This window comes from Streptomyces sp. NPDC027189 (assembly GCF_055566975.1).
In genome coordinates this window covers 20,497-42,614 of sequence record NZ_JBVHRI010000008.1, presented here as the reverse complement: position 1 = coordinate 42,614, position 22,118 = coordinate 20,497, and the positions used below count along the sequence as shown (strand labels likewise).

The following is a 22,118-nucleotide window of genomic DNA, read 5'->3' as shown; positions in this document are numbered from 1 at the left end:
TCCACAGGCATGGACAAGAAGACCCTCTCGCGCGACGGAACCCCCATCGCGTACGAACGTCACGGTGACGGCCCGGCGGTCGTCCTGGTCGGCGGCGCCATGTGTACGGGCGCCACGCTGGCGCCCCTGGCGGCGGCCCTGTCCGACCGCTTCGGCGCGGTCACGTACGACCGCCGGGGGCGCGGCGACAGCGGCGACACCGCGCCGTTCGCGGTGGCCCGTGAGGTCGAGGACATCGCGGCCCTGATCGAGGCGTCCGGGGGCAGCGCCGCGCTCTACGGCATCTCGTCGGGCGGCGCACTGGTCCTGGAGGCGGCGGCGAGCGGACTGCCCGTGAGCAAAGTCGCCGTCTACGAAACGCCGTTCGCCGTCTACGAGGGCGGCGGCAAGGAGCGCCGGGAGTACACGGAGCGGCTGACCGAGCTCCTCGGCGAGGACCGGCGCGGGGACGCCGTCGAGCTCTTCATGGCGCTCGCCGGCACTCCCCCTGAGATGATCGCGGGCGCCCGCCAGTCCCCGGCCTGGCCGGACATGGAGGCGATCGCGCCCACGCTGGCGTACGACAACGCGGCGATGGGCGACGGCCTGGTGCCCCGGAACCGGCTGGCCTCGGTCACCGTGCCCGTGCTCTCCGTCGCCGGCGGCGCGAGCCCCGAGTGGCTGCGTGCGGCGGCCCGTGCCGTCGCGGACACGGCGCCCGAGGGGTCGTACCGCACGCTGGAGGGCCAGACCCACATGGTGGACCCTCAGGCCCTCGCGCCGCTCCTGGCGGAGTTCTTCGGCTGAGCCGGCCGACGGAGGAGGCCGAAGAAACCGGTCGAACCGGCCGAGAGGCCGGCTAAACGGCTGCCTTCGCGCGCGTGGTCGTCGCGATCGTCGCCGAGCCGACCACACGCGTGCCCTCGTACAGCACGATCGCCTGGCCGGGGGCGACGCCGCGGACCGGCTCCGTGAAGGCGACCTCCAGGGAGCCTTCGACGAGCTCTGCCGTCACCCTCGTCTCGCCACCGTGGGCGCGGAGTTGAGCGGTGTACGTGCCGGGACCGGTCGGGGCCGCGCCGCACCAGCGGGGCTTGACGGCCGTCAACGCGCTCACATCGAGGGACGCCGCGGGGCCGACCGTCACCGAGTTGTCGACCGGCGAGATGTCCAGGACGTAGCGCGGCTTGCCGTCGGCGGCCGGGGTGCCGATGCGCAGCCCCTTGCGCTGGCCGATCGTGAAGCCGTACGCGCCCTCGTGGGTGCCCAGCTTCGCGCCGGACTCGTCGAGGATGTCGCCCTCGGACTTGCCGAGCCGGCCCGCCAGGAAGCCCTGGGTGTCGCCGTCGGCGATGAAGCAGATGTCGTGCGAGTCCGGCTTCTTGGCGACGGCGAGGCCCCGGCGCTCGGCCTCGGCGCGGATCTCGTCCTTGGTGGTGACCGTGTCGCCGAGCGGGAACAGCGCGTGGGCGAGCTGGCGGTCGTCGAGCACCCCGAGGACGTACGACTGGTCCTTGGCCATGTCGGAGGCGCGGTGCAGCTCACGTGTGCCGTCGTCGCGGACGATCACCTTGGCGTAGTGGCCGGTGCAGACGGCGTCGAAACCGAGCGCCAGCGCCTTGTCGAGCAGGGCGGCGAACTTGATCTTCTCGTTGCAGCGCAGGCACGGGTTCGGGGTGCGCCCCGCCTCGTACTCGGCGATGAAGTCCTCGACCACGTCCTCGCGGAAGCGCTCGGCAAGATCCCACACGTAGAAGGGGATGCCGATGACGTCCGCCGCGCGGCGGGCGTCGCGCGAGTCCTCGATGGTGCAACAGCCCCGCGCGCCGGTCCGGAACGATTGGGGGTTGGCGGAGAGCGCGAGGTGTACGCCCGTCACGTCGTGGCCTGCTTCCGCCGCGCGGGCGGCGGCTACGGCTGAGTCCACTCCACCCGACATGGCGGCGAGGACGCGGAGGGGGCGCTGCGAGGTGTCAGTCATAACCCCTCCAGAGTACGGGGCCGTGGGAACCGGAGCCCGCGAGTATCCGTTGAAGATCGCATGGGGGAGAAAAAGGGCGGGGACAGCGATCGGCTCATCGGACGCCGGGCGCTGCTCATCGGCGGTGCGGCGGCCGCCGTGGGCACGGCCGCGCTGGCGCGGGACGAGCTCGGGCACCTGTGGTGGCGGCTGCCCGGCGTGGAGAAGCCGCGGGTGGCGGGTGCGGTCGACTTCCGGGGCGCCCAGTGGGTGGCGGCGTCGGCGGCGAACTGGCGGCGCGCGGACCGGCCCGACGACTACTCGATAGACCGGGTGATCATCCATGTCACCCAGGGCGGCTTCAAGAGCGCGGTGAAGGTCTTCCAGGACCCGGGGCACGGCGCGGCCGCCCACTACGTCGTCCGCAAGGACGGCCACATCACACAGATGATCCGCGAGCTGGACGTGGCGTTCCACGCGGGGAACAGGGAGTACAACGAGCGGAGCGTCGGCATCGAGCACGAGGGCTTCGTCGAGCGCGCCTCGTCGTTCACCGACGCGATGTACGCGGCCTCGGCGCGGCTCACCGCCGGGATCTGCGGCCGGTACGGCATCGCCGTCGACCGGAAGCACATCATCGGCCACGTGGAGGTGCCGGGGACGGACCACACCGATCCCGGGCCGTACTGGGACTGGGACCGGTACATACGGCTCGTCCGTGAGGCTCGTACGGCGAAGACCTGACCCCCGCGCCGGAGGGCCCGGCGCGCGAAGGCCCGGCCTCCGCTAGCTGAGTCCCGCCGTGCGCGCCCGTTCCACCGCCGGGCCGATGGCCTTCGCCACCGCCTCGACGTCGGCGTCCGTGGAGGTGTGGCCGAGGGAGAAGCGGAGGGTGCCGCGGGCGAGGTCGGGGTCGGTGCCGGTGGCGAGGAGGACATGGCTGGGCTGGGCCACGCCCGCCGTGCACGCCGAGCCCGTGGAGCACTCGATGCCCTGTGCGTCCAGGAGGAGCAGCAGGGAGTCGCCCTCGCAGCCGGGGAAGGTGAAGTGCGCGTTGGCGGGCAGGCGGCCTCCGGCGGCCGGGTCGCCGCCGAGGATCGCGTCGGGCACGGCCTTGCGTACGGCCTCGACCAGGTCGTCGCGCAGGGCGCCGATCTCGCGGGCGAACCACTCGCGCTGCTCGGCGGCGAGCCGCCCCGCGACGGCGAAGGACGCGATCGCGGGCACGTCGAGCGTGCCGGAGCGGACGTGGCGCTCCTGGCCGCCGCCGTGCAGCACGGGTACGGGGCTGTACTCGCGGCCGAGCAGCAGCGCGCCGATGCCGTACGGGCCGCCGACCTTGTGGCCTGACACGGTCATCGCGGCGAGGCCCGAGGCGGCGAAGTCGACGGGGACCTGACCGAAGGCCTGGACGGCGTCGGAGTGCAGCGGGACACCGAACTCGGCGGCGGCGTCGGCCAGTTCGCGGACCGGCAGCACGGTGCCGATCTCGTTGTTGGCCCACATCACGGTGGCGAGGGCGACATCGTCGGGGTTGCGGGCGATGGCCTCGCGCAGCGCGTCCGGGTGGACGCGGCCGTACGAGTCGACGGGCAGGTACTCGACCGTGGCGCCCTCGTGTTCGCCGAGCCAGTGGACGGCGTCGAGGACGGCGTGGTGCTCGACGGGGCTCGCGAGGACGCGGGTGCGGGCCGGGTCGGCGTCTCTGCGGGACCAGTACAGGCCCTTCACCGCGAGGTTGTCGGCCTCCGTGCCGCCGGAGGTGAAGACCACCTCGCTGGGGCGTGCGCCGAGGGCGTCCGCCAGGGTTTCGCGGGCTTCCTCGACGGTTCGCCGTGCGCGGCGGCCGGCTGCGTGCAGGGAGGAGGCGTTGCCCGTGATGCTCAGCTGGGCGGTCAGTGCCTCTACCGCCTCGGGGAGCATGGGGGTGGTCGCGGCGTGGTCGAGGTAAGCCATGGTGGGCCCGATTCTACGGGCCCGCGCTCCACGGCCTCTGCCCCCCACGGGTAGTCGTACGCCTGGCCCGCACCCGGGGTTGGCGATGCGCCTTCCCGGCGTCGGGGCTGGGCCCCTGTGCGGCGCGCCCGGCGCTGCGGGCTGTGCCCACCCTCCCCCGAGTTCTCGGCCTCGCTCGAACAGGGGGGACCCCTATCGCCCTGCGCCCTGCGCCCTGCGCCCTGCGGAACGATTGTCCACAGCGCCTGCGGGGCCCGCAGACGGTAGCCGTATCCCTAGAAGTTCCAGGACACCGTGCTGTCGAACTGCATGAAGGCCACCAGGACGACCAGGTCGGCGACGCCGAGGCCGAGGCCGAGGAAGGCGCGGCCGCGGCGGGTCGTGCCGCGCCAGAGGGCGACGGAGGCGAGGGCGATGGCGATGGGGCCCAGGAAGACGTTGAGGACCAGGAGGCCGAGGAGGCCGAGGATGAAGGAGGCGACGGCCATGCCGTCGGCGTCCCGGGTGGCGGTCCGGCTGGCGGGGGTGGCGGGGGTGGCGGTCCGGCTGGCGGGGGTAGCGGTCCGGCTGGCGGGGGTAGTGGTGAGTTCCATGATGTGGGTCAGCTCCCAACGGTCGGTTGGTTGAGGATTGGCACCAACGGTCGGTTGGCGGAGGTGTGACGCCGCGGTCAGTTGGCGGAGGTGTGGCGCCGGCGGGCGTTGCGCTCGCGGACCGCGAAGACGGCGAGCCAGATGCCGATGACGACGGCGGCGACGAGGGTGACGGGCAGCGGCGCGTGGGCCACGGAGCCCATGACGACACCCAGCAGCAGGAGGGCGGCGACGAGGAACAGCATGAGAAGCCTCTCGTGGAAGTCTCGATGTCCCGACCCCGGGATCGATGCCTCGACAGTGAGGCCCGATTGTTTCGGGGACTTGACGACTCAGTGAACGGTTGTAGTAACACTTGTTCACTGACTCTTGAGTCTAGCGCGTCGCCCGGCTTTCCAATTACAGAGAACAGTTGTTAACTGCATGGTATGAGTCACACTCTCGGCATCCGACAGGCCCAGAAGCAGAAGACCCGACAGGCGCTCCTGGACGCGGCGTTGGGACTCCTGGAGGAGCAGAGCCTGAGCAGCCTGGGTCTGCGCGAGGTCACCCGCGCCGTCGGAGTCGCCCCGACCGCCTTCTACCGGCACTTCCGCTCCACGGCGGATCTCGGTGTGGCACTGGTCGAGGAGGCACTGGGCAGCCTGCACCCGATGATCGAGGACACGGTGTCCGCGCCCGGGGACAGCGACGAGCGCATCGCGCGCGCCGTCGACCTGATCGCCCGCCATGTCGAGGCGTACCCGGCGCACGTCCGCTTCATCGCGCGCGAGCGGCACGGCGGCGTCCAGCCGGTGCGGGAGGCGATCAGGGCGCAACTGGCCCGGTTCGCCGAGGAGGTGAAGGTCGCGCTGGCCGAACACCCCGAGTCGAAGGGGTGGAGCGACGACGATCTGCTGATGCTCGCGGGCCTGTACGTCGACCACATGCTGATGGCGGCCTCCGCCTTCCTGGAAGCGCTGGAGGGGTCCGATCAGGAGCGGGAGCGGGTGGCCTGCGTGACGAGCCGCCAGATGCGGCTGATCAGCATCGGCCGCCACAACTGGCTGGGGTGACACACCCGTTCACCGAGCGCGTCACCCCTGGGAGAGCCGACCTGGGTCAGCCCTGGGCAGCCTGCTGCCCCTGACCCTGCTGCCCCTGACCCTGCTGGCCCTGGCCCTGCTGGCCGCCGGGGCCGCCGCCGCAGCCGCCCTGACCGCCGCCCATACCGCCACCGGGACCGCCGCTCGGCATGCCCGAGGGGTTGCCGGACGGCGCCTTCCCGGTGGGCATGTTCGACGGCGTCCCGGACGCGCCGCCCGACGGCATCCCGGACGGCGCACCGCTGGGACGCCCGGACGGACCCCCGCTCGGCATGCCGGACGGCCGCTGACAGTTCTGCCCGGAGGTGCCGCTGTTCGAGGACGACGAGGAGTCGCCCGAGCCGCAGGCCGCGAGCAGCGGCGAGAGCGCCAGCAGGGCAACGGCGGGGACAAGTCGCGCACGACGGTTCATGAGGGTGACTCCCAGTCAGGTCACGAGGCCGGTTTATGAAAGCCGGATGAGCGGGGAGCCAGAGCACCAGATCCACGTAGGGCCACGCTGTGCCGAAGCTGTGCCTTGCTGTGGACCAACGGCCCCCGCGCAGCGCTCAATCCCCCTCGTACACCGCGCTGATGGCGGCGGCCGCTTCCGCCAGCTCCGCCCGCGCCTCCGGCGGCTCCAGGACCTCCACCGCGTCCCCGAAGGCCAGCAACGTGCGCGCTTCGCGGATGAAGCCGTACGACAGCCGGGCCAGGACCCATTCGCTCGCGCCGTCGTCCTCGGGCAACGCCGAGAGCGAGGAGGCATTGAGACGCAGGAACATGTCGAGGCGGGAGCGCTGTACCCGAACTGTGACATCGAGACCGCCCGGACGTTCCTCGACCTGGCGCCGCAACACCTCCCAGGCGTCGCCGAGTTCGACGCCCGGACGCCGCCTCACGGGGTCCGGCAGAACGGTGGCCGTCCGCACCCGGTCGGCACGGAACAGCCGGGGCCTGCCGCGCCGGTCCGCGACCAGGTACCAGACGCCGGCCTTGGACACGAGCCCGTACGGGTCGACGGTGTACGTGCTGGGCTCGGCGGCCCCGCTGTGCCGGTAGCGCAGCCGCAGCCGGCGGTCGCTGAAGACCGCGTCCTGCAGCACCTCCAGGTCGACAGCCGGTTGCGGACCGCCCTTCCAGCGCGTCGCGTCGACCAGGATGCGGCGGCTGGTGACCTCGGCGGCGGGCCGGTGCGGCGCGGGGAGCGCGGCCATCACCTTGCGCAGCGCCGAGCCGAGCGCCGCGTCCAGGCCGAGTGCGGCGTGCGCGCCCTGCGCGGCCAGGATGAACAGCGCGCGGGACTCGTCGGCGGTCAGGCCCGTGACGTCCGTACGGAATCCGGCGAGCAGTTCGATGCCGCCGTGCCGCCCGCGCTCGGCGTAGACCGGGACACCGGAGGCGGACAGGGCCTCGACGTCCCGGTAGATGGTGCGCACCGACACCTCGAGGCGGTCGGCGAGTTCGTGCGCGGGGACACGGCCGCGGGTCTGCAGGAGCAGCAGGATCGAGAGCAGGCGGTCGGACTTCACGCCCCCAGAATCGCGCTCGTCGAAGGACCGTGCAAATGTTGACGGAAACTGTCAGGTTATGCGGCGAACGTGGGGGCACACCGCCACACGGAAGAGGTCAGCCATGAACACCAAGAGCACCGCGAACACCATCGACCCCCGCCCCCTGTACACCCGCGCCGCCGAGCAGATCGCCGCGCTGGTCAAGACGGTACGACCGGAGCAGCTCAACGCTCCGACTCCGTGCGCCGACTTCGACCTACGGACCCTGCTGTCGCACATCGTCGGCGGCACCCGCCGTATCGCGGTGATCGGCGAGGGCGGCGACGGGATCGCCGTACGCCCGTTCGCGGACGAGGTCGGGGACGACGGCTGGCCGGCCGCGTACGACGGCGCCAGGACGCGGGTCCTGAAGGCTTGGGCGGACGACACCCGGATGGACGCGCCCGTGCGCGTGCCGTGGGGCGAGGCGCCCGGCCGCAACGCGCTCTCCGGGTACGTCATGGAGGCCGTCACCCACACCTGGGACCTGTCCGAGGGTCTCGGCCGACCGTGCGAACTCGACCCGGAACTGGCCGAGTTCGCGCTCGCGATCGCCCACCGCGTACTGCCCGACGGGCAGCGCGACGACCAAGAGCTGCCCTTCGACTCGGCGGTGCCGGCCCCCGAAGGGGCCGACGCCTACGGGCGGTTGGCGGCCTGGCTCGGCCGCCGGCCGCTCGTCACCGTGTGAGGCAGGGCCGGGACTCAGCCGAGCCTGGCCCGCGCGAGCTGGCGGGACTGCGCGACCAGCCGGTCCGCGCTGTCCCACACCTCGGCGTCCTCCTCCAGGAAGCCGCCGGCGAGGTTGCGCGTGGTGATCGACACCCGCAGCGGGCCGGGGGCCGGACGGGAGCGCACATGCACCGTCAGCTCGACGGTCGGCACCCAGCCGGACAGGCCGATCTCGAAGGCGGTCGGCGGCAGGGCGTCGACCGCGAGGAGCAGCGAGAGGGGGTCCGCGTCGCGGCCGTCGGCGAGCCCGAACCAGGACCGCATCTCACCCTTCCCGGACGGCGCGCCGAGCGCCCAGCCCAGGGTCGACGGGTCGAGCTTGAGGAACAGCCGGTCGGCGATGGCCGAGCTGCCGGGGACCGGAGCGGGCGCGTCCTGCGGTCCGAAGCACTGGTCCATCGGCGGGATCGCGGGCGGTTCCGCGGTCGTACGGACGTCGTCGGGCAGGGTGTCGAGATCGCCGTACGAGGCGAGGACGCGGATCCGTTCGACCTCGCGGCCCTCTTCGTCGTACTGGAGGAGCGACGCCTGGCCGGTCGAGAGCGTCCGCCCCGTGCGGACGACGTCGGTGCGGACGACGGCCGGTCCCGGCTGGGACGCGGTCAGGTAGTGCGCGGAGATGGTGAACGGGTCGGAGTGCGGCAGGGCGTCCGCGAGCGCGCGGCCCAGGACGGCCAGCAGATAGCCGCCATTGACGGCGTTGATGATCGTCCACCCGGCGGAGAGGTCGATGTCATAGACGCCGGGTTCGCGCAGGGTGACCGCGGTGTCGCGGTCGAACTCGCTGTCGCCGATCGTGGCCCGTACGGCCTGTACCGAAGCTGCTTCTGGCATGCCTGAACGGTACAACAGGAAATTACTAAGCGGTAGCTTTGACTGTTTCGGCCATGTGACACCGCCCGGCACCCCGGGTGAGGATTAGGCAATTTCTCGGTAAGTGTCCGTTATGGACCGTGACCAATCGCCTCTGTCTCTCCTCTGAACTGACATGAGCCTCACCGGGACGCCGTTCCTCTTCACCGCGATCGCGCTGTTCGCCCTCGCCCTCGTCCTGCCCCTGGCCCTCTGGTCCCGAGTCCGCGGCCCCGCGCCCGTGCGCAGCGCCGCCCGGCTGCTGATGCTGCTGTTCGCCCAGGGCACCGCGATCACCCTCGTCTTCGTCCTCGTCAACAACGCCAACAGCCTGTACGACAACTGGGCCGACCTCCTCGGCACCGGCAACCACGTCCAGCAGGCCGCCGACCTCGGCACGGACGGCACCGGCGGGATCGCCCTCGAGCAACTGCCCAAGGTCCGGCAGACGTTCGCCCAGGCCGACGGTCCCGGCATGCACCAGGCGGGCGGGGTGCGCGTCACCCAGCTCAAGGGCCGGGTGTCGGGGGTGAACGCGGAGGTCTACGTCTGGCTGCCACCGCAGTACCACGAAGCCGCCTACCGGCACCGGAAGTTCCCCGTCGTCGAGCTGCTGCCGGGCTATCCGGGTTCGGCCAAGGCCTGGTTCGGTTCGCTGAAGGTGCACGAGCAACTGCTGCCGATGATGCGCGCAGGCCAGGTGGCACCGTTCATCCTGGTCGCCCCGCGCACCACGCTGCTGGCCAAGGTGGACACGGGCTGCGCGAACATCCCGGGCACGGTGAACGCCGACAGCTGGCTCAGCATCGACGTGCCCAAGATGGTGACGGACAACTTCCGCGCCGAGGCGGCTCCCGACGGCTGGGCGACCGCCGGCTACTCGGCGGGGGCGCACTGCGCGACGAAGCTCGCCGTCGCCCACCCCGACCGCTATCGGGCGGCGGCGAGCCTGTCCGGCTACAACGACCCGATCGGCGAACGGAAGTCCCTCGCCGCGCAGAGCCTGTCACTGCGCCGGCAGAACAACCCCTACCTGCTGCTGCGCGCCTACCGCACCCCGCCGCGCGTCGCGCTCTACTTCTCCGGCGAGTCCGGCGACGGCTACCAGGCGGGCGCGGCGCTCCAGCAGATCGCGAAGCCGCCGACGACCGTGGACGTGGTGCTGCTGCCGAGGAGCGCGGGCGGTCACGACATGGGGCTGTGGCGGCCACAGGTGCCGGAGGTGTTCCGCTGGCTGACCCAGCAGATCGGCACCGGCGCCAAGGGAGCCAAGTCGGCTACAGGGTCTCCGGCTCAGTTGCCGTCGAGCGACGGTGCCAGGCACGCGGCGCTCGCCAGTGGTACCGCATCGCGAGCAGCCTCAGGACGAAGGCGGTGACCACCGCGAGTCCGCTGGTGAACGGGGACAGCACGTCGTAGCGGATGCACAGCACGACCATCGTGGCGCCCACCATCGCGGGCACCGCGTACAGGTCGCGGTCCCAGCGCAGCAGCGAGGGCACCTCGTTGGCGAGCACGTCGCGCAGCACACCGCCGCCGACCGCGGTGGCGAGACCCAGGGCGGCCGACTGGGTCAGGCCGAGCCCGTACTCGTACGCCTTCGTGGTGCCCGCCACGGCGAAGAGGCCGAGCCCCGCCGCGTCGAAGACGTTGACGGCGACCTGGATCCGCTCCACCTCCGGGTGGAGGAAGAAGACGAGCAGGGCGGCGAGCAGCGGGGTGCTGAAGTAGCCGAGGTCGGTGAACGCGGCCGGGGGCACGGCCCCGATGACCACGTCCCGGAACAGCCCTCCGCCCAGCGCCGTGACCTCGGCGAGTACGGCGATGCCGAAGACGTCGAAGTTCTTGCGGACGGCCAGCAGCGCGCCGGAGATCGCGAAGACGAAGATCCCCACGAGGTCGAGCACATGCTGGACGGAGGGGGTGAACAGTTCCTGAAGCACCCGAACATTCTCACCCGCCGACGGGCGTGCACCTTACAAAGCAAGGCTCGCGGCAGGTCCTGCGACCTACACCACGGGCTTGCCGGTGGTGTAGATCCAGGTCTGGAACAGGTCGTCCAGCTGCCGGCCGGAAATCTTCTCGGCGAGCCGGATGAAGTCCGCGGTGTTCGCGTTGCCGTAGCGGTGCAGCTTCGTCCAGGCGGGCAGCAGCTTGAAGAAGGCGGTGTCGCCGATGCGTTCGCGCAGCATCTGGAGCGTCATCGCGCCGCGCTGGTAGACCGCGGAGGCGAACATGGTGTCGCGCTGCGGGTCGGCGACCGTGATCTGCCAGAAGGCGGAGTCCGCGGGCCGCGCGTTGTACCCGGCCACGAACGAGTCGTGCGCCGAGCGGATGCCCTTGTGCTCGGACCACAGCCACTGCGCGTAGGTCGCGAAGCCCTCGTTCAGCCAGATGTCCTTCCAGCGCTCCACCGAGACGGAGTCGCCGAACCACTGGTGGGCCAGCTCGTGCACGATGGTCGTCTCGGAACGCACGGCGGAGTACGCGGGCTTCGACTGGACCTCCAGCGAGAAGCCGGCCTCCGGCATGTCGTCGACGATCGCTCCGGTCTCCTCGAAGGGGTAGGGCCCGAAGACCTGCGACCAGTAGTCGGTGGCCTCGGCCGTGACGCTGTACACGTCGACGCTGTTGCTGTTCGCGAGCACCGGGTCGATGGCGACGTAGATGGGCGTCCCGGCGGGGGTCGTGCCCGTCTTCACGTCGAACCTGCCGATGGTGGCGGTCGCGAGATAGGTGGCCATGGGCCTGCTCTCGCGCCAGTGCGTGACGGTCTGGCCGCCCCTGTCGTACGTCGATATGAGGCGTCCGTTGGAGACGCCGGTCAGGCCCTTGGGGGCCTTGATGCGGATGTCGTAGGTGGCCTTGTCGGACGGGTGGTCGCTGGACGGGAACCAGGTGGAGGCGGCGTTGGGTTCACAGGCGACGAAGACGCCGTCGGTGGTCTTCATCCACCCGTAGTCGGAGCCGAAGACGATGGGGCCGTTGAGGGCTTCGGGGACACCGCCGTAGGTGACGGTCACCGTGAAGGTCCTGCCCTTGGGCAGGGCGCCGCGCGGAGTGATGTGGATCTCGTCGCCCGACCGTGTGAAGTCGGCGCGTCTGCCGTTCACTTCGACCTTCGTGACGTCCAGCTTCTGGAGGTCCAGGTCGAAGGCGGAGAGGCTCTGGGTGGCGCGCGCCGTGAGAGTCGTACGGCCGTCGAGACGGTCGGTGTCCGGGTTGTACGCCACGTCGAGGTCGTAGTGGCTGGCGTCGAAGCCGCCATTGCCGAGCTGCGGGAAGTAGGGGTCGCCGATGCCGTCGGCGCCCGGGGTCGGGGCGGAGGAGGCGGCGATGAGGAGGAAGGAGGCCGCCGCGGTGGCGAGGGCTCCTGAACGTGCCGAACGGGAGAGTGCCATGAGCGTCCCTTTCGAACGTGTTCCGAACTAACGGACACGCGAGACTCTGCACTCTCCCGTACGAGCATGTTCATGACTTTGCCAAGCCGTCATGGCCTACTTGCCAGTTGACTCCTGACGATCAGCTTCCGCCGCATCGGGCTTCGCCTCGGCGGCCTCGGTCTCGGCCTCGGCGGAGGCGTCAGTCTCCTCGGCTTCGGCCTCGGCGGAGGCGTCAGTCTCCTCTGCTTCGGTCACGGCGGAGGCGTCAGTCTCGGCGGAGCCGTCAGTCTCGGCGGCCTCGGTCTCCGCCTCCGCGGGGTCGTCGGCTTCCTCGGCTTCGGCTTCCTCGGCTTCGGCCTCGGCAGGCGTCTCCTCGTCGGCAGCCGCCGTTGCGACCGCCGCCGTTGCGACCACCGGCTCGGCGGCCTCCGGCTCCGAAGTCTCCTCCGACGCCTCGGGCGCCTCCGGAGAGGACTGCGCCGGAATCACCAGCTCCACCGCTTCCTTCGCCGCCGACAGCAGCACCGTGTCCTGCGGCGCCTGGTCCTCGGCGTTCTCCGGGTGGTGGCAGGCGACCTGCTGACCGGGCTTCAGCTCGAGCAGCGGGGGCTCGGTCGTCTTGCAGATCTCCGTGGCCTTCCAGCACCGCGTGTGGAAGCGGCAGCCGCTCGGCGGCGAGATCGGCGAGGGCACGTCGCCCTTGAGCAGGATCCGCTCGCTCTTGGCGCCCCGGCGCTTGGGGTCCGGCACCGGCACGGCCGACATCAGGGCCTTGGTGTACGGGTGCATCGGCGCCTCGTACAGCGAGGTGCGGTCGGCGAGTTCGACGATCTTGCCGAGGTACATCACCGCGATGCGGTCCGAGACATGGCGGACGACGGAGAGGTCGTGCGCGATGATCACGTACGTCAGGCCGAGCTCGGACTGCAGGTCGTCCATCAGGTTCACGACCTGCGCCTGGATCGACACGTCCAGCGCGGAGACCGGCTCGTCCGCCACGACCAGCTTCGGCTTCAGGGCGAGCGCGCGGGCGATGCCGATGCGCTGGCGCTGACCGCCGGAGAACTCGTGCGGGTAGCGGTTGTAGTGCTCGGGGCTCAGGCCCACCAGCTCGAGCAGCCGCTGGACCTCCTTCTTCACGCCGCCCTCGGGCTCCACGCCCTGGAGCCGGAAGGGCGCCGAGACGATCGAGCCGATGGTGTGCCGGGGGTTCAGCGACCCGTACGGGTCCTGGAAGATCATCTGGATGTCCCGGCGCAGCGGGCGCATCTTCCCCGCGCTGAGCGAGGTGATGTCCTGGCCCTCGAACTCGATGGTGCCGCCGGTCGGGTCCTGGAGGCGGGTGATGACCCGGCCCATGGTCGACTTGCCGCAGCCGGACTCGCCGACGACGCCGAGGGTTTCGCCCTTGCGGACCTCGAAGTCGATGCCGTCGACCGCCTTGACCGCGGCGACCTGGCGCTGGAGGACGCCCTTCCGGATGGGGAAGTGCTTCTTCAGCCCCTGGACCCGGAGCAGGACCTCGCGCTCGTCCGAACCCTTCGCGGAGTCCGCGCGGTCCTCGGCGGCCGCTGCCTGCTGCGGGATCACCGCGTCGGCGGCGTCCGTTTTCTTTGTCTCACTCACAGCTTCGGCGCAATCTCTTCGGTCCAGATCCGCGTACGGTCCTCCTGCGAGAGGTGGCAGGCGGTGTAGTGCCCGCTGCCGACCAGCTGCAGTTCGGGGCGCACGGTACGGGTGACATCGCCCTTGGGCAGGTCCGCGTACGGGCAGCGCGGGTGGAAGGCGCAGCCCGAGGGGACGTTGATGAGGCTCGGCGGCTGGCCCTTGACCGGGATGAGCCGGTCGGAGGTCTCCCGGTCGATGCGGGGCATCGAGCCGAGCAGACCCCAGGTGTACGGGTGCTGCGGCTGCTCGAAGATCGTGTCGACGGGACCGCGCTCCGCGCACCGGCCGCCATACATCACCAGGACCTCGTCGGCGATCTCGGCGACCACACCCAGGTCGTGGGTGATGAGGACGACCGCGGAGCCGAACTCCTTCTGCAGATCACGGATGAGGTCGAGGATCTGCGCCTGGACGGTGACGTCGAGGGCGGTCGTCGGCTCGTCCGCGATGAGCAGCTCGGGGTTGTTGACCAGCGCCATCGCGATCATCGCGCGCTGGCGCATACCGCCGGAGAACTCGTGCGGGTAGCTGTCGGCGCGCTTGGCGGGCTCGGGAATCCCGACCCGGTCGAGCATCTCGATGGCGCGCTTGCGCGCGGTCTTCTTGTCGACCTTGTGGTGGACGCGGTACGCCTCCACGATCTGGTTGCCGATCGTGTAGTACGGGTGCATCGCCGAGAGCGGGTCCTGGAAGATCATCGCCATCTCGCGGCCGCGGAGCTTGCGCACCTCGTCCGGGTCGGCGTTCACCAGTTCCTTGCCGCCCAGCCAGATCTCGCCGGACATCTGGACGTTCTTGCCGCGCGCGCCGAGCCGGTGCAGGCCCATGATCGCCAGCGAGGTGACGGACTTGCCGGAGCCCGACTCGCCCACGATGGAGAGGGTCTTGCCCTTCTCCACCGAGAAGCTGAGCCCGTCGACGGACTTGACCAGGCCGTCGTCGGTCGGGAAGTGCACCTTGAGGTCGCGCACTTCGAGGAAGGCGCTCGGCGCGTCCGACGGGGCGGAGACGGGCTCGCCGACCGCGGCGCCGGTCTTGGACAGTTCGGTCACGAGAGCCTCACCCGCGGGTCGGCGGCGGCGTACAGCAGGTCCACCAGGAGATTTGCGATCACTACGAAGAAGGCGGCGAGCAGGGTCACGCCGAGGATCTTGGGCAGGTCGTTGTCGGTGATGCCATCCACCGCGTACTCGCCGATGCCGTGCAGCGAGAACACGGTCTCGGTGATCACGGCGCCGCCGAGCAACAGGCCGAGGTCCATGCCGAAGACCGTGATGATCGGGGTGAGCGCAGCGCGCAGTCCGTGCCGGACCACCACGTTGCGCTCGCGCAGGCCCTTGGACCGGGCCGTGCGGATGAAGTCCTCGTTCATCGTCTCCAGCATGCCCGAGCGGGTGAGCCGCGCGTAGATGGCGGAGTACAGGAGTGCGAGAGAACACCACGCCGGGAAGAGCGTGTTGGCCCACTGCGCGGGGTTCTCGGTGAACGGGACGTAGGTGCGGCCGAAGATCGGCCACTGGTAGGTGAAGAGGAGGAGCGCCAGGTTGCCCGTGAAGAACATGGGCAGCGAGACACCGGCGAGCGCGACGCCCATGAAGGTGCGGTCGAAGAACGAGCGCGGCTTGAGCGCGGAGATCACACCGACCGTCACACCCGAGATCAGCCACAGCACGGCGGCGCCCCCGGCCAGCGAGAGGGTGATCGGAAGGCGGGAGGTGAGCTCCGGCCAGACCGCCACGTGGTCCTTGAACGAGTAACCGAAGCACGGCGCGTCACAGTGCACCGTGGTGGGGCCCAGGTTATAGGTGGCGCCGGCCACGATCCCCTTGATGAAGTGCCAGTACTGGACATAAAGGGGCTGGTCCAGACCGAGGTTGTGCTTGACCGCGATGATGTCGGCCTTCGACGGGCTCTTGCCGATGTACTGCTGCGCCAACTGGTCGGCGGTCTGGCCGGCCATCCGTGGCAACAGGAAGAAGATGGCGAAGGTGACCGCGGAGACGACCAGCAGCAGGATCACTGCCGCTACCGTCCGACGGAGGATGTACGAGATCACGGGGATCGGCGCTGGTGCCCGCGGGCCGCGAAGCCCGCGGGCACCAATGCCTTCACCTGCCTTCCGGGGCTGCTACTTCTTCGTGGTGCCGATGTTGAGGTAGTCGTACTGACCACTGAAGGCTGCCGTGGACACCACGTTGGTGGCGTTCTGCGGGCGGGCCAGCAGGACCTTGAAGTAGGTCAGCGGGACGAGGACGGCGTCGTCCATGGTCTGCTTGTCGATCTGGGTGTAAAGGCTGTTGCGCTCAGTGGTGCCCTGAGTGCCGATCGCCTTCGCCAGGAGGGAGTTCACGTCCTTGTTGTCGTACTGCGACAGGTTCGTGTTGCCCGACTGGCTGATCGCCTTGCCGTTCAGGATCTGCTGCAGGAAGCCGTAGCCGGACGGCCAGTCGGCGCCCCACTGCATCATGATCAGACCGATGTTGTTCTTCTCGGTGAACTTCGGGACACCGGCGTAGTCGGTGAAGTACTTGCCCGACGGGTACTGCTTCAGGCTGGCGTTGATGCCGACCTGCTTCAGCGAGTTGATGATCGCGGTGGCCGCGTCGATCTCCTGCGGGCGGTCGCTGCGCGCCGAGATGTTCGTGCTGATCGTCGACTTGCCGCAGGCCTTGAGCTGCTCCTTGGCCTTGGCCGCGTCGCCCTTGTTGCCGGCGGACGCGTAGACGTCCGACTTCTCGTAGCCCGGGATGTCCGGCGGGAGGACGGTGGAGGCGATGTCACCGCGGATCGGGCCGCCCTCGGCGGTCTGCACCGAGACCTTGTCGATCGCGTACTGCACGGCCTTGCGGCACTCGACCTTGTCGAACGGCTTCACCTTGGTGTTGATCGCCATGTAGACGAGACGGCCACCGTAGGTGTTGTCCGTGCCCGCCTTCTTGTCGGCGGAGGCGAGAACCTGGGCCTGGGTCGCGGCCTGGACACCCGTACCACCGAGGTCGATCGCGTCGCCGGCCAGGACGTCCTTGTCGATCGTCTCGGCGTTGACCTTCAGGTTGACGACGATCTTGTCCGGGTACTGCTTGCGCAGCGGGTCGGTCGCCGCGTCCCAGTTCTCGTTGCGCACGAGGACGGCCTGCTTGCCCTCGGAGTAGCTCTGGAACTTGTACGAGCCCGAGGAGACGATGTTCTTGACGTAGTCGACGCCCTTGTCCTTCGCCTGGGGCACCGGAGCCGTCTGCGGCGCCGCGACCAGGTAGTCGAACTCCTGGAAGGCCTGGTTCAGGTGGAAGACGATGGTGGTGTCGTCCGGCGTCTCGATCGACGACAGGCCCTTGGCGCTCTTGTCCTTGTAGGGGCCCTTGTACTTGTCGCCGCCGGCCATGAACTGCTGGAAGTAGTTCGGGCCGAGGGAGAGCACGTCACGCGCGAAGTTCGAGCGCTCGACGGCGTACTTGACGTCCTTCGACGTGATCGCCGAGCCGTCCTGGTACTTCAGGCCCGTACGCAGCTTGTACGTCCAGGTCTTGCCGCCGTCGCTCGGGACGCCCTTGCTCGCGGCGAGGTCCGGGACGAGGGTGTTGCCCTTCTCGCCGGCGCCGGGCTGGAACGTCATCAGCGGGCGGGCGTACAGCCGGCTGAAGTTGTACATGTACGCGTAGTACGTGTTGCCCGGGTCGAAGGAGTCCGGGACATCGGACAGCTCGTAAGTGACCGTGCCCCCCTTCTTCGTGGAGGCGTTGACGACATCCTTGGTCGCTGCGTTGGCCCCAGCTGATTTGGTGTTGTCGTCGTTCTTGTTGTCATCGGCCTTGCTGCAGCCTGCGAGAAGCAGGCTCGCGGAGCCGATGGCCGCAACTGCGGCCAGCGCTGACCTTCGCATGATGGGCGGGTTCCCCTCCATTGTCGGAAACTTGATGGGCTCTCGGTGTGCCGCCGGCCTCAGCGGCTGCGCGGGTCGAGAGCGTCGCGGAGACCGTCGCCGAGCAGATTGAACGCCAGCACGGTCACGAAGATGGCGAGGCCAGGCACGATCATGTACTGCGGGTCGACCTCGTAGAAGGTGACCGCTTCCCTGAGCATGCCGCCCCAGGACGCCTGCGGGGGCTGGATACCGACCCCGAGGAAGCTCAGGGACGCCTCGAAGAGGATGTTGGTCGGGATGAGCAGCGTCGAGTAGACGATGATCGGGCCGACCAGGTTGGGCAGCAGCTCCCGGAAGAGGATGTACGGGCCCTTGGCGCCCATGCCCCGGGAGGCGTCCACGAATTCCCGCTCGCGCAGGGCGAGGGTCTGGCCTCGCACGATCCGGCCCAGGTAGGGCCAGTTGAAGAAGCCGATGACGAAGATCAGCACGCTCAGGTGGAGCGGGAGCCCTTCGAGGCCGAACGCGCCGCCCTGCAGGGTGGCGGAGATGGAGATGGCGAAGAGCAGGAGGGGGAAGGCGAGGAAGGTGTCCATCAGGCGGCTGATGATCGAGTCGACCCGGCCGCCGTAGTAGCCCGCGACGACGCCCAGGATCGCGCCGATCACGTTCGACAGGATCGTGGCGCCGAAGGCGACCACCAGCGACACCCAGGAGCCCTCCAGGATGCGAGTGGCGATGTCGCGCCCGAACTTCGGGTCCACACCCAGCGGGTGGTCCCCACTCATCCCGCCCATGCCGCCCTTGGGCAGCGAGGTGTTCGGGTCGATCAGCTCCTGGTGGAACGCGTTCGGGTCCAGCCCGAACATCGCCTGGATGGGCCGCGCGAGCACGGCCACCAGGATGAGCAGCACGACAATGACACCGCCGGCGACCGCCACCTTGTCGCGCTTGAAGCGCGTCCAGGCGATCTGTCCCAGGGAACGGCCCTCGATCTGCCCCTTGTCGACACCGGCAAGCACGGCCTCCGGCTGTGCTTCCGTTGCCGCCCCGGTGGTCTCGATCGGTGCGGTCACAGTGACCCGACCCCTCTGACCGGTGGTGACCGGCCTACGCCCGCCGCTGTCTGCGGCTTGGTTCACTTGCATGCCGGGAGGGACCGCAGATGGTGCGGAGTGGTTTCCCGGCTGATCCTTCGACTTGCACTCGCTCACAGGATCGATGACCCCATGTCTGACAGGGGAGTCTTCAGTGCCCGCACGATCACGTGCCAGGCCTGACGGAGAAAGTATGCGCAACCGTGATGCGCTCAAGGGGATTCCGTTATCCGAACAGTGGGTAACGCGGGCCGGACGGGGGGCAATTGGGTCGAAAAGACCCAAGAGGCACCCTTTCGGTATGCATCATCCGCAATGCGGACATTTGACCCTTACGCTCCCTCCCGCGCAGGTCAGCCGCGAGGCGCGGGGCGCGACACGGCCGCACGAGGTCATGATGACAGCCGGGCCCGATCCGGGATCCCCGGGCCCCGGTCCCGCGGTCAGTAGCCGCCGCGGGCCGGCGGATAGCCGTAGCCGCCGGCCATCGGTGCCTGCGCCGGAGCCGCGTGCGCCTCGCGGTCGTAGAACGGCCGGGCGTTGGCCCGCAGCCACATCGCCACCGGGTCGTACTCGTCGGACATCGCGACGGTCGAGACGGGCAGCCCGTCCGGGACCGCGCCGATGGACTGCTGCATCATCGCGCGCACCGAGTCGACGGCGGGCGGCGAAGTGTCGTACACGTCAAGGCCGATGGCCAGATACGGCGCCCCGAGCGCGGGCTGCACCCAGGCGCGGCGCAGCGAGCGCACGGCCGAGGTGCGGTGCGCGTTCTGCGAGAGGAGGGCGTAGAACTGCGGGATCTCGATGCCCGGTTCGGAGAGCCGGAGCGGGCCCGCGGGCTGGCGCTCCAGGCCGGTGGCGATGCGGCGCAGGTCCAGCCAGGGGATGCCGACGCCGCCGCCCGGGGCGTGCGGATTGAGCCAGAGACCGAAGTGGTCGGGGTACAGGGTGCGGGCGACGTCGAGGCCGTCGACGACCTCGTACGAGCGGTTCCAGCCGCTGGCCGAGAGCTCCTGGGCGGAGGTGACACAGGGCGCGTAACCGAAGCCGTCCACCTCCATGTTCCCGTACTGGGCGTCCGGAGAACCGGCCTGGCCGTGCCAGAGGAGCATCCAGATCTGGCCGGACGACGGGGTCGCGAGCGCGCGAAGGAGCGCCTCGTAGGCGTCGTAGCGCCCGGGCGTCACCTGGCGCAGCATGTGCTCGACCTGCCCGGCCGCGGTGCTGCTGGCGCTCACCTGTACCGCCCCTTCGAGAAGTTGCCCCGGATATGAAACCAGCTTAAGTGGAGCCGCCGACAGCAGCCGCGCAAGAGCTCGGGACTTGATGTCGTCTCGCGGCTGCGGGCCGACCGTGGTTCCTCGTGCCCACGCGGCGGAGCCGCATAGGTCACAGCCCCGCGCCCAAGAAGGGCGCTCCTAGTGGGCCTGCTGATAAAAGGGCCGCACTTGGGCGCGCATCCAGTCGCCCACCGGGTCCTGGGCCACGTCCAGGAGGACCAGGTTCACCGGCCACCGCACCGCGACCTTGTTCAGGGCTCGGCCCAACGCCTCCATGGGGAGCGGCCGCAGGTCGCCCTCCCACTGGGAGAGTTCGACACCGATGAACATGACCGGGTCGGCGGTCTCGATACTGGCCAGGCAGCGGCGGGCGGTCAGCACGACGCCGGTCTCGGCGAACTCGGCGGAGGCGGCGGACAGGAAGTCCACCGGGTCCTCCTGCCAGTCGGGCTCGAACAGCCGCACCCGGCCGCCGCTCGCGGGCCCGTCCAGCGGGGTCCGCCCGGCCCGGCACAGCTCGGCGACGGCGAGCGGCGGCAGCGGTACGCCGACCACGCCGTCCGGGTTGACCGCGATGCCGACCTGCGGGGGCAGCCCGCGGGCGAACTCGACGGCGGGCGCGATCGTGTACGCCATGTGTCCGCCGGTGACCTGGCGGAACTGCTCCTCGGAGCTGAAGACAGGGACGTACGCCTGGCCCTCGATCTCCAGCGTGGGCAGGTCGAGCGGCCCGGACTGCGGCCCGCCGCCGTTCGGCAGGGGTACCCAGACGAAGCTGCGGCCGAGGACCTCGACGATGCGGGCACCCGCCGAGGGCACGCCGAGGGAGGCCGACAGCACCTCCTCCAGTTCGTTGCCTGGCCATCCGCCGTGCGGATGGGGGTGCGCCTGTGCCGGGAAGTCGGGGAAGTCCATCTGTCTACCGCCTGCTGTGAACCGCTGTTCGGGTGCTCCGGTGTTCCGGCTGGCAAGGTTAGTGGGCTCGTACGACCATCTCGTACGCCTGTTTCGTACGACCTTTGCCGGCATCGGCTCGTACGGTCCTTCAGCCGCCGAAGTCGATCCGGCGCAGCACGTCCGCAGCGTCCCGGTCCATGAGGACCGCCGAGCCGCAGCCCTCCGGCAGGTCGCCCTTCTCGACGGAGCGCAGCAGCCGGGTGACCGCGCCGCGGTGGCGCGCGAACGCGTACCGCGAGACGCCGCGGCCGCGCTCGCGCTGGCCCTCGAGGGCGGTTCCCGGCGTGACGTCGAGCAGCAGCAGGTGCAGCGCGCCGCCCCGGCGCCGCGCCTCGCGGGCGAGCCAGCGGCGCACCCAGGCCTGTGTACCGCAGTCGTGCACGACGACTCCGGCGCCGGAGCGCAGGGCGCGGCGCAGTCCCGCGTAGTGCGCGAGGCGGACCAGGGGGCGGTAGACCGCGTACGGCAGCCAGCGGGCCGTCCGGTCGTCCCAGCGGTCGCGGGTGTCCTGGGAGTCGATGCGCGCGCCCGTGACGGTCCGGCGCATCAGCGTCGACTTGCCGCTGCCCGGCAGCCCGGTGACCACGACGAGGTCGGACGCCCCGAAGTACAGCCCGTGCGGGCTGCGTCCCGCGCGGTCCCTGAGGTCGCGGACGACGGCCGTCGGGAGCGGGCCGCACGCCTCCCGGGCCCGGGCGCCGGGCTGCTTGGGCAGCGCGATGCCCGAGGTCGTCGCGTACGCCGAGGTCCTGTTCACCGTGATCGTCCTCCCCTTGGGTCTGGAGTCCCATCCCCGTCGAGTGTAAAGAGAAGGTAATGCGCGATGCTTCCTGTTTCCGTACTCGGACTGCCACAGGCCGGTTACAGATGCGGACTGCCGGGATCGGACGGCGCGTGCAATGATGTGCCCGCCAACTGCATACCGGCCGCTTGAATCCGCGCGGGAGAGTTCCCGGTCACGTACGACGTGCCGGGGCGCCGAAGGAGCAAGTCCCTCCCTTGAATCTCTCAGGCCCCGTTACCGCGCGGGCGAGGCACATCTGAAAAGCGGGCCGCTGACCAGTGGCTCCACCCAAGGTGCAAGTCAGGACCACCGTTTCGCGGGGTCGTGATGAACCTCTCAGGTTCCGATGACAGATGGGGAGGAACGACCTCGCCGTCATGCCTTGGGAGCCCCAC

At 70.1% G+C, this 22,118-nt stretch carries 22 protein-coding genes and 2 riboswitches; of the genes, 5 read left to right on the top strand and 17 right to left on the bottom strand.

What is annotated here, in order from left to right:
* Positions 1-9: 9 nt before the first annotated feature.
* Positions 10-786: an alpha/beta fold hydrolase gene (locus ACZ4RZ_RS20970; protein ID WP_467746556.1), complete on the top strand. Its 777-nt coding sequence runs from the start codon at positions 10-12 to the stop codon at positions 784-786.
* Positions 787-838: 52 nt separating this feature from the next.
* Here ACZ4RZ_RS20970 and mnmA read toward each other — a convergent pair whose 3' ends face one another.
* Positions 839-1,960 (bottom strand): tRNA 2-thiouridine(34) synthase MnmA, encoded by a 1,122-nt coding sequence (gene mnmA, locus ACZ4RZ_RS20965; protein WP_467746554.1) that lies wholly within the window; start codon positions 1,958-1,960, stop codon positions 839-841.
* Between the two features lie 60 nt (positions 1,961-2,020).
* Between mnmA and ACZ4RZ_RS20960 the strand changes: the two genes are divergently transcribed.
* Positions 2,021-2,683 (top strand): N-acetylmuramoyl-L-alanine amidase, encoded by a 663-nt coding sequence (locus ACZ4RZ_RS20960; RefSeq protein ID WP_467746552.1) that lies wholly within the window; start codon positions 2,021-2,023, stop codon positions 2,681-2,683.
* Positions 2,684-2,725: 42 nt separating this feature from the next.
* On the opposite strand, the gene ACZ4RZ_RS20955 is transcribed toward ACZ4RZ_RS20960, so the two are convergent.
* From ACZ4RZ_RS20955 to ACZ4RZ_RS20945, 3 genes are all read right to left on the bottom strand, one after another.
* Positions 2,726-3,895, bottom strand: coding sequence for a cysteine desulfurase family protein (locus ACZ4RZ_RS20955; RefSeq protein ID WP_467746551.1), 1,170 nt, complete (start codon positions 3,893-3,895; stop codon positions 2,726-2,728).
* Positions 3,896-4,170: 275 nt separating this feature from the next.
* A complete protein-coding gene (locus ACZ4RZ_RS20950) occupies positions 4,171-4,488 on the bottom strand; it encodes a DUF4190 domain-containing protein (RefSeq protein ID WP_467746549.1) in 318 nt (105 codons plus the stop codon).
* Positions 4,489-4,565: 77 nt separating this feature from the next.
* Positions 4,566-4,733, bottom strand: coding sequence for a hypothetical protein (locus ACZ4RZ_RS20945; protein ID WP_467746547.1), 168 nt, complete (start codon positions 4,731-4,733; stop codon positions 4,566-4,568).
* A gap of 183 nt (positions 4,734-4,916) precedes the next feature.
* On the opposite strand from ACZ4RZ_RS20945, the gene ACZ4RZ_RS20940 reads away from it, so the two are divergent.
* Complete coding sequence (locus ACZ4RZ_RS20940) at positions 4,917-5,543, top strand: TetR family transcriptional regulator (RefSeq protein ID WP_467746545.1); 627 nt, start codon at positions 4,917-4,919, stop codon at positions 5,541-5,543.
* A gap of 46 nt (positions 5,544-5,589) precedes the next feature.
* Here the strand turns inward: ACZ4RZ_RS20940 and ACZ4RZ_RS20935 are convergent, their stop codons facing one another.
* Positions 5,590-5,985 carry a hypothetical protein gene (locus tag ACZ4RZ_RS20935; protein ID WP_467746544.1) on the bottom strand — a complete coding sequence of 132 codons (396 nt, stop codon included), beginning with the start codon at positions 5,983-5,985 and terminating at the stop codon, positions 5,590-5,592.
* Positions 5,986-6,121: 136 nt separating this feature from the next.
* A complete protein-coding gene (locus tag ACZ4RZ_RS20930) occupies positions 6,122-7,084 on the bottom strand; it encodes a helix-turn-helix transcriptional regulator (protein WP_467746543.1) in 963 nt (320 codons plus the stop codon).
* A gap of 103 nt (positions 7,085-7,187) precedes the next feature.
* On the opposite strand from ACZ4RZ_RS20930, the gene ACZ4RZ_RS20925 reads away from it, so the two are divergent.
* Positions 7,188-7,796: a TIGR03086 family metal-binding protein gene (locus ACZ4RZ_RS20925; RefSeq protein WP_467746541.1), complete on the top strand. Its 609-nt coding sequence runs from the start codon at positions 7,188-7,190 to the stop codon at positions 7,794-7,796.
* Positions 7,797-7,810: 14 nt separating this feature from the next.
* On the opposite strand, the gene ACZ4RZ_RS20920 is transcribed toward ACZ4RZ_RS20925, so the two are convergent.
* Positions 7,811-8,671, bottom strand: coding sequence for a thioesterase family protein (locus tag ACZ4RZ_RS20920; RefSeq protein ID WP_467746539.1), 861 nt, complete (start codon positions 8,669-8,671; stop codon positions 7,811-7,813).
* 154 nt (positions 8,672-8,825) lie between these two features.
* Between ACZ4RZ_RS20920 and ACZ4RZ_RS20915 the strand changes: the two genes are divergently transcribed.
* Positions 8,826-10,067, top strand: a complete 1,242-nt coding sequence (locus ACZ4RZ_RS20915) for an alpha/beta hydrolase (protein ID WP_467746538.1) — start codon at positions 8,826-8,828, stop codon at positions 10,065-10,067.
* Here ACZ4RZ_RS20915 and ACZ4RZ_RS20910 read toward each other — a convergent pair.
* The 10 genes from ACZ4RZ_RS20910 to ACZ4RZ_RS20865 all read right to left on the bottom strand — a co-directional run bounded on the left by ACZ4RZ_RS20910 (position 9,967) and on the right by ACZ4RZ_RS20865 (position 21,696).
* Positions 9,967-10,632: a trimeric intracellular cation channel family protein gene (locus ACZ4RZ_RS20910; RefSeq protein ID WP_467746537.1), complete on the bottom strand. Its 666-nt coding sequence runs from the start codon at positions 10,630-10,632 to the stop codon at positions 9,967-9,969. The two genes, ACZ4RZ_RS20915 and ACZ4RZ_RS20910, sit on opposite strands and share 101 nt — an antisense overlap.
* Before the next feature lie 66 nt (positions 10,633-10,698).
* Positions 10,699-12,090, bottom strand: a complete 1,392-nt coding sequence (locus tag ACZ4RZ_RS20905) for a M1 family metallopeptidase (protein WP_467746535.1) — start codon at positions 12,088-12,090, stop codon at positions 10,699-10,701.
* Between the two features lie 96 nt (positions 12,091-12,186).
* The gene (locus ACZ4RZ_RS20900; protein ID WP_467746533.1) at positions 12,187-13,698 is read right to left on the bottom strand and encodes an ABC transporter ATP-binding protein; all 1,512 of its coding nucleotides are present in this window, start codon (positions 13,696-13,698) and stop codon (positions 12,187-12,189) included.
* Entirely contained in the window at positions 13,695-14,792 is a 1,098-nt protein-coding gene (locus ACZ4RZ_RS20895; protein WP_369249329.1) for an ABC transporter ATP-binding protein, read from the bottom strand. Before ACZ4RZ_RS20895 ends, ACZ4RZ_RS20900 begins: the two co-directional genes overlap by 4 nt.
* Positions 14,789-15,796 carry an ABC transporter permease gene (locus tag ACZ4RZ_RS20890; protein ID WP_467746531.1) on the bottom strand — a complete coding sequence of 336 codons (1,008 nt, stop codon included), beginning with the start codon at positions 15,794-15,796 and terminating at the stop codon, positions 14,789-14,791. Before ACZ4RZ_RS20890 ends, ACZ4RZ_RS20895 begins: the two co-directional genes overlap by 4 nt.
* Positions 15,797-15,868: 72 nt before the next feature.
* Complete coding sequence (locus tag ACZ4RZ_RS20885; protein WP_467746529.1) at positions 15,869-17,620, bottom strand: ABC transporter substrate-binding protein; 1,752 nt, start codon at positions 17,618-17,620, stop codon at positions 15,869-15,871.
* 59 nt (positions 17,621-17,679) lie between these two features.
* Positions 17,680-18,678 (bottom strand): ABC transporter permease, encoded by a 999-nt coding sequence (locus tag ACZ4RZ_RS20880; RefSeq protein WP_467746527.1) that lies wholly within the window; start codon positions 18,676-18,678, stop codon positions 17,680-17,682.
* A gap of 464 nt (positions 18,679-19,142) precedes the next feature.
* Complete coding sequence (locus tag ACZ4RZ_RS20875) at positions 19,143-19,940, bottom strand: enhanced serine sensitivity protein SseB C-terminal domain-containing protein (protein ID WP_467746525.1); 798 nt, start codon at positions 19,938-19,940, stop codon at positions 19,143-19,145.
* Between the two features lie 180 nt (positions 19,941-20,120).
* Positions 20,121-20,897 (bottom strand): enhanced serine sensitivity protein SseB, encoded by a 777-nt coding sequence (locus ACZ4RZ_RS20870; protein WP_467746524.1) that lies wholly within the window; start codon positions 20,895-20,897, stop codon positions 20,121-20,123.
* Between the two features lie 130 nt (positions 20,898-21,027).
* Positions 21,028-21,696: an AAA family ATPase gene (locus ACZ4RZ_RS20865; RefSeq protein WP_467746522.1), complete on the bottom strand. Its 669-nt coding sequence runs from the start codon at positions 21,694-21,696 to the stop codon at positions 21,028-21,030.
* A gap of 174 nt (positions 21,697-21,870) precedes the next feature.
* Positions 21,871-21,973, top strand: a riboswitch (glycine riboswitch).
* A riboswitch (glycine riboswitch) is annotated at positions 21,974-22,086 on the top strand.
* Positions 22,087-22,118 lie beyond the last annotated feature (32 nt).